A 17,457-nucleotide genomic window follows, 5' to 3' on the forward strand; every position below is an offset into this window, starting at 1 on the left:
TGAATACTTACGTATTTGAAAGACCTTGAATGAGGTGTTGCTAATGAATGCTCTGGTAATCAATGATCGTGATAATGTGGCAGTGGCTCTGCAGGATTTAACTGCTGGTCAAGAGATTCTTTTATCTGATCGTAAAGTTATTCTGTGCGATGACATTACTCGCGGTCATAAGTTTGCTTTAGACAATATCAAGGCAGGCGAGCCTATCATCAAGTACGGCTACTCTATCGGTAACGCAAAAGTTGATATTCCACAAGGCTCCCACATTCATAGCCACAATTTAAAGACAGCTTTAGATGGTGTTAAGGACTATAGCTTTGACAAGGTAGAGGAAGCAAAGCTTCCTCATGTAGAGCGTACCTTTGAAGGCTATGTACGTAGCAATGGTGATGTAGGTATTCGTAATGAAATCTTCATCATTCCAACAGTATTTTGCGTAAATAACATTGCACGCGTACTTGAGAAGTATGCCAACGACCGTATTAAAGAGCTAAATATTGATAATGTTGATGGCGCTCTGGCGCTTACCCATCCATACGGCTGTTCACAGATGGGAGAGGATCAAGAGAGTACACAACGCGTACTTGCCTCATTATCTAAGCATGGTAACTGCGGTGGAGTCCTCGTTTTAGGTCTGGGCTGTGAAAATAACAATATCAATGTTTTCAAAGAGTATTTAGACCTCGATGATGACCGCATTGTCTTTTTAAATACTCAAGACTCAGATGATGAGATTGACGATGGCTATCAGCTCATTGATGAGCTTATTAATAAAGCATCTAAGTGCCAGCGTCAGAGCGTACCTTTATCTCGTCTGCGCATTGGTCTCAAGTGCGGTGGTTCAGATGGCTTGTCAGGTATTACCGCTAATCCGCTTATCGGAAGACTTAGCGATGTAGTTGTTGGTGCAGGGGGAACTTCAGTTATGACTGAGGTGCCTGAGATGTTTGGTGCTGAACAGCTACTCATGAATCGAGCCAAGGATAATGCCACCTTTGAAAAGTGCGTTAACCTCATCAACAACTTTAAGAATTACTTTATCTCACATGGACAGGTAGTATCTGAAAACCCAAGCCCAGGTAACAAGGCAGGTGGTATTACTACCTTAGAAGATAAGTCTTTAGGCTGTGTACAAAAGGGCGGTAGTGCCTGTGTTTCAGATGTACTTTGCTATGGCCAAATGCTCAGCTCTAATGGACTTAACTTACTCGAGGCTCCTGGCAATGATGGTGTAGCCTCAACTGCCTTAGCTGCAGCAGGCTGTCATTTAGTGCTGTTCTCAACAGGTCGTGGTACTCCATTTGCCACTGCTGTGCCAACAGTAAAGATCTCTACTAATAGCGAGCTTTATCAAAAGAAAGGCGCTTGGATTGATTTTAATGCAGGTTCCATTGTTGAGGGTAAGGACTTTAAGACCCTCACTGATGAGCTCCTTGATTATGTAATCGAAGTTGCCTCAGGAAAAATGACCAAGTCTGAAAAGATGGGCTATCACGAGATCGTCATCTGGAAAGATGGCGTCACCATGTAAGTCAACAAATCTTTTATCTTGAGTTTGTAGAGGGCCGCTTTTTAGCGGCCTTTTTCCGTCTAAAGCACACGCCCCCGATTGCTAAGCCTATAGCATACGCTCCTGATTGCTAGGCCTAAAGCCGGTGCTTGCAAATGTCTGTATTAAGCGAAAAGCACCTGAGTGTTGGGACTAAAGCACACGCAGCCGATTGCTAGCCTAAAGCAGTTGCTTGTAAATGTTGTGGTTAAAGCAAATGCATCCGATTGCTATGTCTAAAGCAAGTCTTTGCAAAAATTTGCAGTACTGTTTCATAAAGTAGAGCAATAGAGTGTAGTTTTTTAGGTTTATGTAGTCTAAATCTGGTGCATGCTAGTGGAGAGCATGGTTCTATTTGTTACTGCATCTATCCGTTAAAATAGGTATCAATGGCCTATAAACAACCTTAAAATGAGCTCTTAGTAAACATGATTTGGTATAGGTTTATATAGTGGATAAATGTATGCACTTACATATGAAATAAAATATCTAAGAGCGTGATGCAGTTTGCAAAATCATGGATATAATTACAGCAAAAGAGAGCAATCACAGTCTGTTTTTATTCGTTTACATAAGTCACTGGTTAATTAAGTTGCAATGCCTCTTTTAGGTATTAACAAGCAACTTGTGCTCATACCAATTCTCAATTCATTGCGTAAGTACATGGAGTAGATGCAAATCAAGCGCACAACTCTATGTTTAGGATTTATCGAGTAGAGCCTCAATCACTGCTAAGCTATTTGACATAAATAATGGCAGCTCGTCTCTTCATGGTTTGCCTTGAGATTCAGGCACAGTGAAAGCAAAAGATATAGCTAGCGTGATACAGGCAGATGCTCACATTGTTAGTGCTAATTAAGTATCGATGAGTACCACACAAATCAAACATGAAGGTGCTAGTGTGCCAACTAGCCGTGAACAAGAATTGGCACAAATCGCCCTGCGTTCAAGCTCATTAACTGAGGCATTAGCCAAGCTTGATAGCGCCAATTTAAAAGCTGCACTTGCCGAGTCATCAAATCGTGGAGCATCGGAGTTTGATGCTTTTGAAGCTTCATTTCCAGCTGGCAGTGATGGAGCCGAGGTTGCTTGGACTTTTGATGATGACAATGAGAGCGAGCTAATAGATCTCATTGCTGCTAAAGTTGGTGCTCAAGCTGCAGCTCCCATCGTTGTTTCAAGTAATACTCAAGCTTTAGAGGCTGCTCAAGTTGCAGCTATTATGGCAGCTGAGGCTGGTGCAGATAAGCCACTGCAAGAGGCGGCTGCTGTGGCCGCCGCAGCTGCTGCAGCTGGTAATAGCAATATCGGTGTGGCCGTATCAACTCCTGATATTCACCTGTCTAATAATGCTAGTGCCGCTGAGGTTAAAAAGCTCTCTGAGGAGCTGGATAACAGTATTAACAAGCTCGATCTTGAGACTCCTCAGCGCTCATTGTTGTCACTGACCTGGCCAATCTTCATTGATCTTGCCTTAAACTTTGCCACTTTGATCATCAACACCATCATGGTGGGCATGGTCTCGGTAAAGGCTGTTGCAGAGCTTACTATTGGTAATCAGGTCTTTGATTTAGCTCTGATCATTTTCAACTTCTTCAATATCGGCGTGTGCGTTGTTTGTGCCCAAGCATTAGGAGCTAACAATAAACGCTTAGCACGACGCATTATTCACATTGGTCTGGGCGTTAACCTCATAGTGGGTACTTTAGTATCGCTGGTCATCTTCTTAAGTGCCGGACTGATTGTTGATGTAATGCGTGTACCTGAAGAGATTGCTGAGAGTTCTCATAATTATCTAAAGATTCTCTCTTTATCCTTCTTGCCACTGTCAATTTGCTTAGTGAGCTCTGCTATCTTACGTGCGCATAACTGTACTCGTGATGCCATGTATATCTCGCTGCTCATCAACGTGCTGACAGTATTTGGTAACACCTTATTCTTATTTGGTCACTTCGGCGTTCCAGTAATGGGCGTAGAGGGTGTAGCGATCTCCACTGTAATTGGTCGTACTATTGCAGCCATCGTGTTTGTACCACTGGTTATCAAGCGTACCCGTACTCGCCTCATTCCACGCTTTATGTTCGTGTTTAGAAAGAAGGTTATTGCCTCGATTTTAAACATCGGTCTGCCTGGTGCGGGCGAAAATCTCTCTTGGCATACTCAGTACATGTTCATGACTGGTGTGGTTGCTTCTATGGGCGCTATGCAGTTAGCTACTCATGGTATCTACTTCCAGATTGTGCAAGTAATGATGATCTTAACTGCCTCTATCGGTATGGGTACTGAACTATTAGTGGCTCACTACACAGGTGCAATGCGTCTTGATTTAGCTAACAAGCAGCTGATTCGCTCAGTGATCGTAGGTGAGGTGGTTACTTTCTTCTTAACCTTCTCTATGCCTTTAGGTACTGGCGCACTGCTTATTGGTATCTTTACCGATAATCAAGAGGTACTGATGCTTGCCTCGTCCTTGTTCTTATTAACTGTATTCATGGAGCCTGGACGTATCTTAAACATCATTATCATTAACTCCTTAAGAGCCACAGGCGATACCAAATTCCCTGTAGTAATGGCGGTTATCTCCATGTGGGGTATCTCTGTACCACTAGGCTATTACTTAGGCGTTACTTTAGAGATGGGCATTTTAGGTGTCTGGCTGGGTTTTGCTGCTGACGAATGGGTTCGTGGTATTGCCATGCTGCTGCGCTGGAAGTCAGGTGCCTGGCGTGCTGCAGCTAAGCGAATCTACGAGGAAACTCTTTCTCAAGAAAAAGATCGCGCTAAGCTCAAGCATGCTTCAGTAGAAGCCTAGAACTACACAATTACAAGGATGCATAGGCCTGTGCAGCAAAGGATTGGCCTGTGCAGCAAAAGATTAGCGTATGCCTAAAGCAAGGTATAAGCATAAACAACTATAGCTAGGCATCAATTTAGAGTTCTAGAGCATGGCAGTAGCCTAGGCAACTGCAGCTAGGCACGCTTAGCATGGCCTTGCTTTGCCTAGCTTGCCTAGGCACGAGCTTTGGCGTGCAAGCGTCATGATCTGCATAGGAACTCATGGTTCATAAGAGCGAGCTGAGGGGCCTTAGTGGTCTTATCAGGGTGCGGTGACCATCAAATTTATGCACAAAAAGTGATCAACGGCTTTTTGCTCGCTTATGGTGAGATCGTAGAAAGATCTTACACAATGCTTGTAAAGATCGGGCTTGTAAAGGCTTTTAGGGTCATTTCATCTCTTTTGATGCTTGCCTTATTTGGGAGCATGATTTGTGACATAGCGCACTTTTATAAAGTGCCTTGCATATAATATGAGGGCGCTTTGTTGCGGATGTGTAACATGCACTTAACTAAGTCTTTTCACAGATTACAAAAGTAAGTGTGTGAAGATTATTGTTGATTAGTTGCTTGTTAGACACTAATAACACTGCAACAGTGTATCTTGTAGTAATACTGTTGCTTTGTCATTTATTAACAGGACTACATTGCTGTCAAGCATAATGCACGTACTGTATTCATACATGTGCTTAAAGAGAGATAACAAACTTTATCTTAGTGATAGGTTCATCCCTTGCTCTTAAGTACAGCCTGTTGAGGGCGTATGTTTACATAAGCTTAAGACAGTATTGTGTACAAGCTAGCTTTGGCTTTATATGCTCAAGCTTAGTTTGGTGAAAACCTGTAAGCGCAAGCTTAGGGCAATTCATGCATTGAGCTAAGAAGTTTCTTAGCGTATTCAGGAAGGAATCATATGTTTTTTGATCATTTGGAGTTGGCTCCTGCAGATCCGATCCTCGGCTTAACCGATACTTTCAAAGCTGACACAAATCCTAATAAGATTAATCTCGGTGTAGGCGTCTACCAGAATGAGAATGCTGTTACTCCAGTATTAAAGTGCGTCAAAGAAGCTGAGAAGATCCTTCTTGAGACTGAGCAGAGCAAGTCTTACTTACCAATCTCAGGTCTTCCTGAGTACGGTCGTTTTACTCGTGAGCTCATCTTCGGTAAGGACAGCCCATTAGTAGACGACGGTCGTGCTGTTACCTGCCACACTCCTGGTGGTACCGGTGCTATCCGTATTGCCGCTGACTTCTTATATCAGCAGCACGTAACTCAGCGTGTTTGGATCTCTGATCCTACCTGGGGTAACCACTTCCAGATCGTTGAAGCTGCTGGCTTAAAGACTGAGCGTTATCCTTACTACGATCGCGTTAACCACTCTTTAGCTTTTGAGCGCATGCTCGACACCTTAGAGCAGGCCTCTGAGGGTGATGCAGTTATTCTGCACGGCTGCTGCCACAACCCAACTGGTATCGATCCAACCCCAGAGCAGTGGGATGAGTTAGCTGCTTTCTTAGCTAAGAAGAAGTTACTGCCTATCGTTGACTTTGCTTACCAGGGCTTTGGTAATGGTCTTGAAGAGGATGCTTACGGCTTACGTAAGATTGTTGAGCTCAACAGCGAAGTTATCATTTGCTCTTCATTCTCTAAGAACTTTGGCATGTACAACGAGCGTGTTGGTGCTTTAACTTGCGTTGGCGCTAACAAGGAAGCTGGTACCAAGGCTTTATCTCAGATTAAGCTTGCTATCCGCTGCGCTATTTCTAACCCACCAGCTCACGGTGAGAAGGTAATCATCACTGTATTATCTAACCCAGAGTTACGTAAGATGTGGGAAGACGAGCTTGCTGAAATGCGTGAGCGTATGCACCGCATGCGTCTGTTATTAGCTGACAAGCTCAAGGAAAAGGATGCAGGTGACTTTGACTTCATCACCAAGCAAAACGGCATGTTCTCATTCTCTGGTCTTTCAAAGGAGCAGGTTGAGACCTTACGTGCAGGCTATGGCATCTACATTGTAGGTTCAGGCCGTATCTGCGTTGCTGGCATTAACGACAACAACATCGAGTACTTAGCAAACGCTATTGCCAACGTTGTTTCTCATTAATTGAGCAAAATATTTAGCCCATGCAAAGATAAGCAATCTTAATGCATGAGCAAAAGCGCCTCATGAAAAAATGCCATGAGGCCTAAAACAATAAGCCCTGACTAGTTAAGCGCTAGTCAGGGCTTTTGTCTTTGGAGTAAGCTCCAATAAAAATAGAAATGCTCATCAGCCCCACAAATAGCAAAGGCTTAATGCTTAAGCAAGGCGAGCAAGACTTATTTGACGCTTGCCGTGTAACAATAACTAGACACTAGTGCCATCACAAGAACTCAATACGTGCCAAGTCACAAGAAGAAGACACTTGCGCAGCTGCAAGAGCTAGCGGCTTACAAAGTTGCAAGAACTAGCAGTTTGCGAAGTAGCAAGAGTTAGAGTCAGGGCTCTTAGCTATAACTAGCGGTTTGTGAAGTCGCAAGATTAGAGGCTGGGCTCGTAGCAATAACTTAGACAATAGGATCGTCAAATGAGGAGCCGTCTGTCATTTGCTTGCGCAGCTCATCCACAGTATCACGAATTGCAATACCATCGGTAGTGGCTGTAGCAGAGCCAGTAGCTACTGCCATCATGGCAGCACTCTTAAGATTATGGTTGACGATATAGTCAGCGAGGAATCCAGAGATCATAGAGTCGCCAGCGCCAGTCCTATCAATCATCTCTCCGCCTGGAGCTGCAATACGGGTGGCATTGCCATCCTCATCTAAGAATACAGCACCGTACTTACCAATAGAGACAAGAATGTTGCGAGCGCCTTCTTCTTGTAGCTTGTAACAAGCATTAAGCACGTCTTGGCCATTGTGAAACTGCATGTTGACGTATTCTTTAAGCTCGTTAATGTTTGGCTTAATTAAGAAAGGACGGTACTTGAGGATGTACTTAAACTGATCTGCAGGAGCATCGACAATGACCTTTGGCTGTGAGTTTTCTTTTAGCGCCTCAAAGAAGATAGAGTAAATGTCGTGTGGCAGTGATGGTGGAACCATACCTGCAAGGACAAGGTAGTCATCGCTAGTTAAACCTGAAAGCTTTCTGACCATGTACTGAATATCATCAGCTGAAACTTCTGGGCCTAAGCCATTAATGGAGGTCTGCTCCGGAGTTTCCTTGATACGCACATTAATGCGGGTACGACCACGACGTACGCGCAAAAAGCCGGTCTTAACACCAGTAGCTGCAGTAAGTCTCATCAGCTCGTCGCCAGAGAAGCCTGCAACAAAGCCAAATGCAGTAGATGTAACACCGAGGTTATGCAGCATGATAGAAATGTTGATGCCTTTGCCACCAGGGCGTAACTCTTCACTTACGGCACGATTTGTTTGACCAATCGCCAAAGGATTCTGTAGTTTCATTACCAGATCCAATGAAGGCGATGTTGTTACTGTATAGATCATGGCCGTTCCCCCAGTAAAAAGTTCACACAAAAGCTAGCTCCATGCTAACACGAATAGCTTTGCATAGATGTTAAGCTCGGCAAAAAACATTTGCAGATGCAATATAACCACTTTCATAAAGCTCACATCTTTGCGATTGCTATAAGCAAAGAAAACAAAACAGCTATATGCTTATCGCATAGCTCATATTCAGGTAGCTGCCAAAAGCATCTATAAGCCTGTTGCATAGATTCTAGTCAGGTAGCCGCCAAAAGCATCTATAAGCCTGTTGCATAGATCCTAGTCAGGTAGCAGCCAAATGCATCTAGAGTCTTAGCTAATGCCCAAATGCACAGCGGCCCATATCTTATCGATATAGGCCGCCGTGAATAAATTAAATTGCTCAGAGCACTCAATCTACAATGCCAACAAGCAATATCTACTTGAAAGAGCTAGTTTCAAGATTGAGTATGCATCTTGACTGATTACTTTTATGATGATGCTGAGATTACATTGTTCCAAGTGCGAGTCATGATACGCTCAACCTCGGTTGGAGGAACAACGATATGCATACGCTTAAGAGTTTCTTTGTCGTAGTAGATGCCAGGATTACTAGTGATCTCAGGATCAACTAAAGGAGTTGCATCCTTGTTAGCGTTAGCATAGCGTACATAGTTGGAGATCTTAGCAATCACCTCAGGGCGCATGATGTAATCAAGGAAAAGATGTGCGTTATCTACATGCTCTGCATCCTTTGGAATAGCCAGCATGTCATAACCCATTAAGGCACCTTCCTTTGGAATGATATAGACAATCTCTTCGCCCTTAGCTTCTAAAGAGCGCTGATTTGCAAGCTGTGCATCACCTGCCCATGCAGGAGCAAGACAGATGTCACCAGAGGCTAAATCATTGCTGTACTGTGCAGAGTGGAAGTAACGTACATACTTGCCCATGGCGCGCATCATATGTGCTGCATCGGCATAGTCTTGTTTGTTAGTAGACTCAGGATCGCGGCCCATGTATAAAAGGGCGGTACAAAGCATGTCCGATGGGGAGTCTAAAGCTGCAACACCACAACTTTGTAACTTCTTTAAGTACTCTTCTTTAAAGAGAAGATCCCAAGAGTCAACCTTGAAGTCTTTGCCAAAAAGAGCAGCAATCTTAGTCTTGTTATAAGCAAGTCCAGTAGAGAGCTCCATGTATGGAATGCCGTAAGTATTATCTTTATCGACAGTAGCAGCTTTAGCCATCTTGTCCTCATCCATGTGGGAGAGGTTTTTAAGCTTGCTCTTGTCTAAAGGTAATAAAAGACCATTTTCGCCTAAGCGCTTAAGTACGTGAGCTGATGGGGCAATAATGTCATAGCCGCTCTTGCCAACCATGAGCTTAGCCTCAAGCACCTCGTTTGAGTACATCACATCATAGTGAATCTTGATGTTGTACTCTTTTTCAAAATCCTTAAGTACGCTTGGGTCGATGTAATCAGACCAATTAAGAATGTACAGGGAGTTTTCATCTTTCTTAACTTGCTCAGATGCAAAAACATCATTAGGCATAATGGTAGAGACGATCACTGCAGCTACGCCCACTAAAGCAGCGAGCGCAATGCGTCCTACACCATTTAAAAGTGAAAATGAATACAAAAAGGCAGCGGATGCAGTGCGTCCTGAATGACCACTTGAACCGGAACTCATATTTAACGCCCAAATATTGCAGCTCGAAAAGAGCTAGAAGATAACAAAAACATTTGCCGACATCTGCTAAAAGTGAAAGTGCATATTGTCAAAAGCGTATAGCCGTATATCTGCCAGGAATTAAGAGGCTTTGAAAACAAGCAGACGTTGTAGTCTTGCCTGAGCGCTTTTGCTGAACAAATCTCTGCATCGATAAGATGCTTTTGCAACTGAGTCAAAGAATCAGGCAATGTATGTAGATGCTGTCGCTCACCAGAAAACTAGCTAGCAGCGTTGTGCATGCATTGTCGCTCATACGTCTGTCCAAATGATGTTTGATAGTTTGGAGCGGGCGCTGTATTGGTTGCAAAGCATATGAGATGATCGACTTTGCGCCTATTTTATAGAAAAGGTTGTAAAGAGTTGAGTGCCTTGCAAAAATCCTAGTCACAACAAGTCCGATAAGATCGGGATTTAGCTGATTGTTTTGCAATTCTTTATCACCTTGATGAGTTTCATTGCACCTGAAAATACCAAAATTGCTCAATTGCACCAAAGATATGAGCTAACTATGCACACGTAAGCACAAGTACTTGAGATACCAAGATACCCATCAAAAAAATCCATAGAACCCATGCATAAATAGCAATTTGATAAAGAGAGACATGCTTAGATGAGTATTTGTTGTACCGTGCAACTTTCTGCAGACTATTAGAGTGCATTAAGCAGCAAGAGAGCAGTTTGAAACAGATAGATGTTAATTTTTTGATAGTAAGTATGTGCGCTAGTGCTCAAATCTAGACTTCAATAGCTCTAAGCAAGGCTAATGCAAAGACTAGTCTAAGTTTTTGGTGCTATGATTTTATATTATGCACAAATACTATATGCAATCAGCTAGTGCCTAGCGATTGTAAGTGCACAGTTTTTTATGTCTTAGATTGAGTTTTACACATGAGTATAGGAACAATGATCCGCAACGCAATCATTGCTGTTGTTGGTGTACTAGTTTTATGGGTCTTAGCTATAGGCCTGTTTTCATCTCCATCTAGCAATCCATACAAGCCAGAGACACTTGCCCCAGAGGCAACTGATCAAGAGCGTGCCACTGTAATGGCAAATGCAGTTAATTACGCACTGCAAGATCAGCTAGGCTCTCTGTTTGGCTTCTTGCCAAACGATCTGATTGCTCCATGGGTTGTCGATAACACCGTTAACTATCAGATGGGTGTTATCTATGCAACTCGTCCGGCATCAGAAGTTATCTCTAACGATGTAGCCCGCTATGGCAACCGTGACACCATCGATCCTCGTTTAGCTGACGCTACCTCACGTTTCTTCAGCTACTCTGAAAAGGTTTGGGGCTTCTTATTCATCTATGATGCTGAAGGTAAGTACAAGGCCGGTATCAAGAACTGGGAAGCATGGGCAAAGTCTATCGGTACAAATGCCAAGAATGCTGGCGTATTCAACATGAAGTCTGATGACGTTTACAACATCATCAAGTACTGCTTAGTTATGACCGACTATGCCTTAGGCGTTCTGAACAATACTGACGTTGGCCACTTCAAGACTGATAACAACGTTTACTATGCTAAGGGTGTTTGCGCTGTAACTGCCAACATCTTCCGTGCTCTTATTGCTGTTGACTCTTCAGTTGTAGATCGTGGTGGTGTTGAGAATGTTAATGAAGCTTTACGTCGCTTTGATATGATTGAAGAATTCAATCCAGTCTACGTAATGGCAGGCGGTAACCAGGTTGGTGATGCAATGCTGCCAAACCACACTGCTGCTTTAGCCCGTCACATTGACGTTGCTAACAACCGTATTGCAGATATCTTAGCTGCAATGGCTCGTTAGTCAGTAACTTCATGAGCCAAAGGCCTTAAGGTTTTTGAGCTCATCCTTTCCTTACTCAGGGATTCATCAATTTTATCCTCGATGGATCCCTGGAAAATCCCATACAAATCATTAAAACCCCTCCATAACAATATCCTTAGCTATCCACCAAAAGCGCTAAGCTCATTCACTTCAAACCACAAGCGATAAGCGCCTTAACTCTAAAAGTAAAAGCGCATTCAAGCCAAACGCGTTAAGTTCTTCTACTCAAAGATCACTGCCTAAAAGCTCATTCAGTAAAACCAGCGCTGTGTACAAGTTGATGACTATCTTGCATCTATTCAATCCAATACCTTCTTTAAAAAGCAAGCTAATTTGTAGTTAACAAAACAAAGGCAATTTATGTTATTGGTGTTGTATCTATCGGGTCAATTTTATGTTGTCTAATAGACCATCATGATAAAGCGCTTTGCCTTTTTGCATCTATAGTGAAGCTTATCTGATTAACATCGATCTTCTATGGCGAAATTGTAAAATTTTGTTGTATCTATGAAAGTAAAGCAAAATAAGCAATTATTGGAAAAAAGTTAACTTCGTATCACCCATGCCGTATTTATAGTTAGAAGGTTATAGCGACTAAGTTCAAGCTAGCCTTAACAGAATTCCAGACTACTTGACTGTTGAGATTTGAAGCAAAAGTTATCTCCAGAAGTTAGTCACAAAGAATAAAGGGTCTATCATGGCAGTATATGTAAATACCAATTACAGCGCTCTTCAGGGCCAGCGTTACCTCGGCAATGTCCAGAACCAGCTCACTACTACATACCAGCGCTTATCAAGCGGTATGCGTATTAACAGCGCCAAAGACGATGCTGCCGGCCTCCAGATCGCCGATCGTTTAACCTCCCAGATCAACGGCCTCAACCAGGGTAACCGTAACGCCTCCGACGGTATTGCATTAGCTCAGACTGCAGAGGCAGGTATGGACGAGATCTCTGGCATGCTCCAGAAGATTCGTACTCTTGCAGTACAAGCCTCTAACGGCACTAACACTATGTCTGATAAGCAGGCTTTATCTAAGGAAGCAACTGCATTAGCTACTGAAATTACCCGTATTGCTAAGCAAACCACCTTTGCTGGCAAGTCTATTCTTAATGGCGGTCAAGCAAACTCTATTTCCCCAGAGGCAGATCCTACAAAGGCTGGCAAAACTCAGTCAATCACTCTTCAGGTGGGTTCAAATAAGGGTGATGTAATTAGCTTTAATCTTGAAAACTTAGTATTTTCTAAGATCGGCGTAGATGGCGGTGTTGATGCAGGTAAGTTTGCCGATAACAAAACTGCTTTTGCTAAAGAAACTGCTGCAGGTGTGGTTGCTGTTAACTTCTCTGTTGCAGGAGCCCCACAAGATATTATCGGCTTTATGGATCAAATGATTGCTTATGTTGATGGTAAGCGCGCCGATTTAGGTGCCATCCAAAATCGTCTTGAGAGCTCTATCCGTAACCAGTCTAACGTTGCAGCTAACGAAGCTGATGCTCGTTCCCGTATCCGTGATGCTGACTTTGCTGAAGAGTCTGCAAACCTCACTCAGCAGAACATCATCCAGCAGGCTGCTTCATCAATGCTGATGCAGGCTAACACCCGCCCTCAGCTTGGCTTAAGCCTCTTAGGCTAATAGCTCTTTAAGCTAAAGATTTGAGCTTTATGCTCTTTAAGGAGACCCCCGCAATTGCGGGGTTTTCTGCTTCTAGGAGTGTTGATGTTAAACATTCATTATCTTTCTAGATGAAAGTGATTTCCTGAGGCAATATTCGATTAGATAATTAGCAGACAGGGTCGTGAAGTAGACTCTGCAAAACAGAATTCAAGTGCTCTTTAGTCAGCGGCCGGGCCCTCCTGACATAGTTCATAGCGATTGCTATATAGAGCAAAAAGCATCTTAGGAGAAAGGCCATGGCAGTATATGTAAATACCAATTATTCCGCCCTTCAGGGTCAGCGTTACCTCGGCAATGTCCAGAACTCTTTGACCACCACATACCAGCGCTTATCAAGCGGTATGCGTATTAACAGCGCCAAAGATGACGCTGCTGGCCTCCAGATCGCCGATCGTTTAACCTCCCAGATTAATGGCCTCAACCAGGGTAACCGTAACGCCTCTGACGGTATCGCTTTAGCTCAGACTGCTGAAGCAGGCATGGATGAGATCTCAGGTATGCTTCAGAAGATCCGTACTTTAGCAGTACAAGCTAGTAACGGAACAAATACCATGGAAGATAAAATGGCTTTGTCAAAAGAAGCTTCTGCATTAGCAACTGAAATCACTCGTATTGCTAAGCAAACTACTTTTGCAGGAAAGAGCATTCTCAATGGTGTTAAAGAGGCTAATAAAAACAACACCATTTTCTCTGCAGCTGCTGCTGGTGATGTTGGTAAGGCTGGTACAGTTACTCTGCAGGTCGGATCAAACAAGGGTGATACCATTAGCTTCCAATTAGATAACTTTGTGTTCTCAAAAATTGGTGTTGATGGTGGTGTAGATCAGGCAAAGTTTGGTGATGCAACTAAGGCATTTACAAAAGAAGATGCTAATGGCGCTGTAAAGGTAAACTTCTCAGTAGCTGATGCTCCTCAAGATATTATCACTGCTATGGATCAGATGATTGCGCAGGTTGATAGCAAGCGTGCCGATTTAGGTGCCATCCAAAATCGTCTTGAGTCATCTATCCGTAACCAGTCTAACGTTGCAGCCAATGAGGCTGACGCTCGTAGCCGTATTCGTGATGCTGACTTCGCTGAAGAGTCTGCTAACTTATCACAGCAGTCAATCATTCAGCAGGCCGCTGCTTCCATGCTGATGCAGGCTAATACCCGTCCTCAGCTTGGCTTAAGCCTCTTAGGCTAATAGCTATCTAGCTTCTGCTCGCTTGAGCAGGCTCAAAGATCTTTTTTAAGATTAATATGAAGGGCAGCCGTATGGCTGCCTTTTGCGTTTTTGAGGGGGTGTTTTTGATTTTTCAGTTGCTAGATGGTGTGGCATTCTAAAATCTATGCTATCTGCCTATAATCTGACTATGTTTCATGTCGTATACTATGCTGTAGTTAAGAGCTGATGCTAGTTGAGCATGTGCGTTTGTTTTGGCAAATGTTTTGCTCAAGTTTTTGCTAAAGTTTTAGCTAATGTCTTAGCTCGTTAGGCCTCTTGATGAGGTTTTGAGCTTGTGTCTTTAGGCTTATTGATTCTTGCAGGAGGTTATCGTGGAGCGAATATGGCGCTTTTTTGAACATTTGATTCCACCATTCCCATCTGCGCTCAAAGGAGAACCGCCTAAGGGCCTGATTCGTTTCATCCTTTTCTACACTAAAGGTCTGTGGCCGTTTCTAGCCATCATTGCCTTTTTGACCTCATGCATGGCTGCAGGTGAAGCTCTGTTCTTTATCTGTCTAGGCCTGCTCGTTGATTGGACTCAATCCTCTTCCCCATCTGAATTCATTCAAAACCATGGCACCAATCTGATGTTGATGGTGATCGTGGCAGGCATTGTTTTGCCTGTAGCTACAGTGCTGCATTCGCTCTTGCTGCGCCAAACGGTTTCGTCTAACTACCCAATGCAGATTCGCTGGCAGGTGCATCGCTATCTTCTAGAGCAGTCATTATCGTTCTTTACTGAAGAATTTGCAGGCCGCATTGCCAACAAGGTAATGCAAACTGCCATGGCGGTGCGTACCTCGGTACTCAAGCTCATGGACGTATTGGTCCACTTAATGGTTTATTTTGCGACCATGGCGTGGATGCTTGCAGATGCTGATCTGTATTTAGCCATCCCTCTGATGGTATGGCTAGTTCTCTATCTAAACGCGGTATTTATCTTTATTCCTAAGCTACGCCGCATGGCCCAAGCACAGGCCGATACTCGCTCTGACATGGTTGGCCGTATCGTAGATAGCTATGTGAATATTTCTACCGTGAAGCTCTTTGGTGGTCGTGGTCGAGAGCGTAAGTATGCTCAAGATGCCATGAGTGACTACATTAAGGCTGAATATCGTGCGCTGCGTGTTCTTACTATGTTTGACGTGTCTGTGCAGCTTATGAACTACGCTATGCTGATTACTACTGCAGCATTAGCCTTGTTCTTATGGTCAAACTACGCGATCTCCTCAGGAGCCATAGCGATCTCTATTGCTGTATCCATTCGTGTAATCAATATGTCTCGTTGGATGATGTGGGAGATCGGTGCCATCTTTGAGAACATCGGTACTGTATACGACGGCATCAATACTATTGCCCGTCCAAAGAGCATTCAAGATCCTGCTCATCCTCATGAGCTTAAGGATGTTAAGGGTGATATCGAGTTTAAAGATGTTTCTTTCCGCTATCGTGATGATAAAAACATCATCAAGAACATCAATCTGCACATTAAACCAGGTGAGAAGATTGGTGTGGTTGGTCCATCAGGTGCAGGTAAGTCCACCTTAATTTCATTGCTATTACGCTTTTACGATATTAAGTCTGGCGCTATCTTGCTTGATGGTGTCAACATCAAGGATTTGCGTCAAGAAGACCTGCATGACTCTTTTGCTATGGTGGCTCAAGATCCTGCACTCTTGCACCGTACTGTAGGCGAGAACATCGCATACGGTTGCTCTGACTTTTGTGAAGAGGATTTAGAGCGAGCTGCAATCCTGACCGACTCGTTAGACTTCATCCAAAACCTGTCAGACTTAAAGGGAGCACAGGGATTTAATGCAATGGTTGGTGATCGCGGCGTTAAGCTATCAGGTGGTCAGCGTCAGCGTATTGCTCTTGCACGTGTGGTAATGAAGGGTGCTCCTGTTCTAATTTTAGATGAGGCTACCTCAGCTTTAGACTCAGATTCTGAGCACATCATTCAAGATAATCTTGAAACCATTATGAAAGGACGAACGGTAATTGCTATTGCCCACCGCTTATCCACTTTAGTGATGATGGATCGCATTGTGGTGATGGAGCAGGGAACCATTGTTGAGCAAGGCACTCATGAAGAGCTGCTTAATAAAGATGGCTTATACGCTCGTTTATGGAACCGTCAGGCAGGTGGCTTTATTGGCTCTTAGCGTGGTAGCCAAAGTTTCTGTGTGGAGCTAGGCTTAACGATCCTGTATTAGCAAAAAGGCACCATGAGGTGCCTTTGCCTTATTTGGAAGATGTTTATAAGTTTGCTAGAGCTGTATACGGTTTTGGCGCTTCCCTTAAATGAACAGGGCTGTGCCAGTAAAGTAAAGAATGATATGGCAGGCGATTAGAGAGTAAATGCCGGCTAGGACATCATCTACCATGACACCAAGGCCGCCGGTGATCTTGCGGTCGGCTACGTTGACTGGGAATGGTTTGAGGATGTCAAAGAAGCGGAATACTACAAAAGCAAGGAAAGCTAAGTGCCACTGTCCTTGAGGGAAGGCAATTACAGTAATAAACATGCCCACAAACTCATCGACGACTAGACCGCCGTGATCGTGGGTTCCCATAGCTTTCTCTGCCTCATTACAGGCTTTAACGCCTAAAAAGAAGAATACAATTGCGGCGATCAGAGCTGCATACCAAGGAGCCATGATGAGGCCCATGCAGATAAACATGGCTAAAAAAGATCCTGCAGTACCAGGTGCTTTAGGACTTAAACCACTGCCAAAACCAACTGCGATAAGGTGCCATGGGTTCTTAAGATTAAGCTTACGGAGCAGGGCATAGTCGGCCATTAGAGTTCTTCCTTTGTGATATTGATTCACGCTATTGTAGCAGCTTGATATTAAGCGCTGCTACAATAATAGCTTGCGAGCAAACTTTGTTAGACAAAGCAAAGTTAATAATCGTGCTTTTTCAGCGCGTTTTCTAGTAAACATTGAGTGTTCTTGCTAGTGAAAAGTTAGTACCGTTACTAGCAAATTTAGGTACTCTTGCTAGTGAAAAGTTAGTACCGTTACTAGCAAATTTAGGTACTCTTGCTAGTGAAAAGTTAGTACCGTTATTAGCAGATTTATGTGCTTTTGCTTATAAAAAGTGACCGCTATTACTAGTAAAATGTGGGTGCTGTTTTAGATACGTACATAG

At 43.6% G+C, this 17,457-nt stretch carries 10 protein-coding genes; 7 read left to right on the forward strand and 3 right to left on the reverse strand.

Annotation, left to right across the window (positions count from 1 at the left end):
- Window positions 1-43: 43 nt before the first annotated feature.
- The 3 genes from RDO37_RS09875 to RDO37_RS09885 all read left to right on the forward strand — a co-directional run bounded on the left by RDO37_RS09875 (window position 44) and on the right by RDO37_RS09885 (window position 6,494).
- Entirely contained in the window at window positions 44-1,531 is a 1,488-nt protein-coding gene (locus tag RDO37_RS09875; RefSeq protein ID WP_308498965.1) for an altronate dehydratase family protein, read from the forward strand.
- Window positions 1,532-2,414: 883 nt separating this feature from the next.
- Window positions 2,415-4,361: an MATE family efflux transporter gene (locus RDO37_RS09880; protein WP_308498966.1), complete on the forward strand. Its 1,947-nt coding sequence runs from the start codon at window positions 2,415-2,417 to the stop codon at window positions 4,359-4,361.
- Window positions 4,362-5,297: 936 nt separating this feature from the next.
- Complete coding sequence (locus RDO37_RS09885) at window positions 5,298-6,494, forward strand: amino acid aminotransferase (RefSeq protein WP_027939055.1); 1,197 nt, start codon at window positions 5,298-5,300, stop codon at window positions 6,492-6,494.
- Between the two features lie 443 nt (window positions 6,495-6,937).
- Here the strand turns inward: RDO37_RS09885 and RDO37_RS09890 are convergent, their stop codons facing one another.
- Window positions 6,938-7,882, reverse strand: coding sequence for a 1-phosphofructokinase family hexose kinase (locus RDO37_RS09890; RefSeq protein ID WP_308498967.1), 945 nt, complete (start codon window positions 7,880-7,882; stop codon window positions 6,938-6,940).
- A gap of 470 nt (window positions 7,883-8,352) precedes the next feature.
- Window positions 8,353-9,555, reverse strand: coding sequence for a polyamine ABC transporter substrate-binding protein (locus RDO37_RS09895; protein WP_308498968.1), 1,203 nt, complete (start codon window positions 9,553-9,555; stop codon window positions 8,353-8,355).
- Window positions 9,556-10,485: 930 nt separating this feature from the next.
- Here RDO37_RS09895 and RDO37_RS09900 point away from each other — a divergent pair.
- The 4 genes from RDO37_RS09900 (at window position 10,486) to RDO37_RS09915 (ending at window position 16,466) form a co-directional block, all read left to right on the forward strand.
- A complete protein-coding gene (locus RDO37_RS09900) occupies window positions 10,486-11,391 on the forward strand; it encodes a DUF2333 family protein (RefSeq protein WP_308498969.1) in 906 nt (301 codons plus the stop codon).
- Between the two features lie 718 nt (window positions 11,392-12,109).
- A complete protein-coding gene (locus tag RDO37_RS09905) occupies window positions 12,110-13,048 on the forward strand; it encodes a flagellin (RefSeq protein ID WP_308498970.1) in 939 nt (312 codons plus the stop codon).
- A 278-nt stretch (window positions 13,049-13,326) separates the two neighbouring features.
- The gene (locus RDO37_RS09910; protein WP_308498971.1) at window positions 13,327-14,277 is read left to right on the forward strand and encodes a flagellin; all 951 of its coding nucleotides are present in this window, start codon (window positions 13,327-13,329) and stop codon (window positions 14,275-14,277) included.
- Window positions 14,278-14,630: 353 nt separating this feature from the next.
- The gene (locus RDO37_RS09915; RefSeq protein ID WP_308498972.1) at window positions 14,631-16,466 is read left to right on the forward strand and encodes an ABC transporter ATP-binding protein; all 1,836 of its coding nucleotides are present in this window, start codon (window positions 14,631-14,633) and stop codon (window positions 16,464-16,466) included.
- A 135-nt stretch (window positions 16,467-16,601) separates the two neighbouring features.
- Here the strand turns inward: RDO37_RS09915 and RDO37_RS09920 are convergent, their stop codons facing one another.
- The gene (locus RDO37_RS09920; protein ID WP_027939048.1) at window positions 16,602-17,105 is read right to left on the reverse strand and encodes a phosphatidylglycerophosphatase A; all 504 of its coding nucleotides are present in this window, start codon (window positions 17,103-17,105) and stop codon (window positions 16,602-16,604) included.
- Window positions 17,106-17,457 lie beyond the last annotated feature (352 nt).

Origin of the sequence: uncultured Anaerobiospirillum sp. (genome assembly GCF_902485895.1) — a bacterium.
GTDB lineage: Bacteria > Pseudomonadota > Gammaproteobacteria > Enterobacterales > Succinivibrionaceae > Anaerobiospirillum > Anaerobiospirillum succiniciproducens.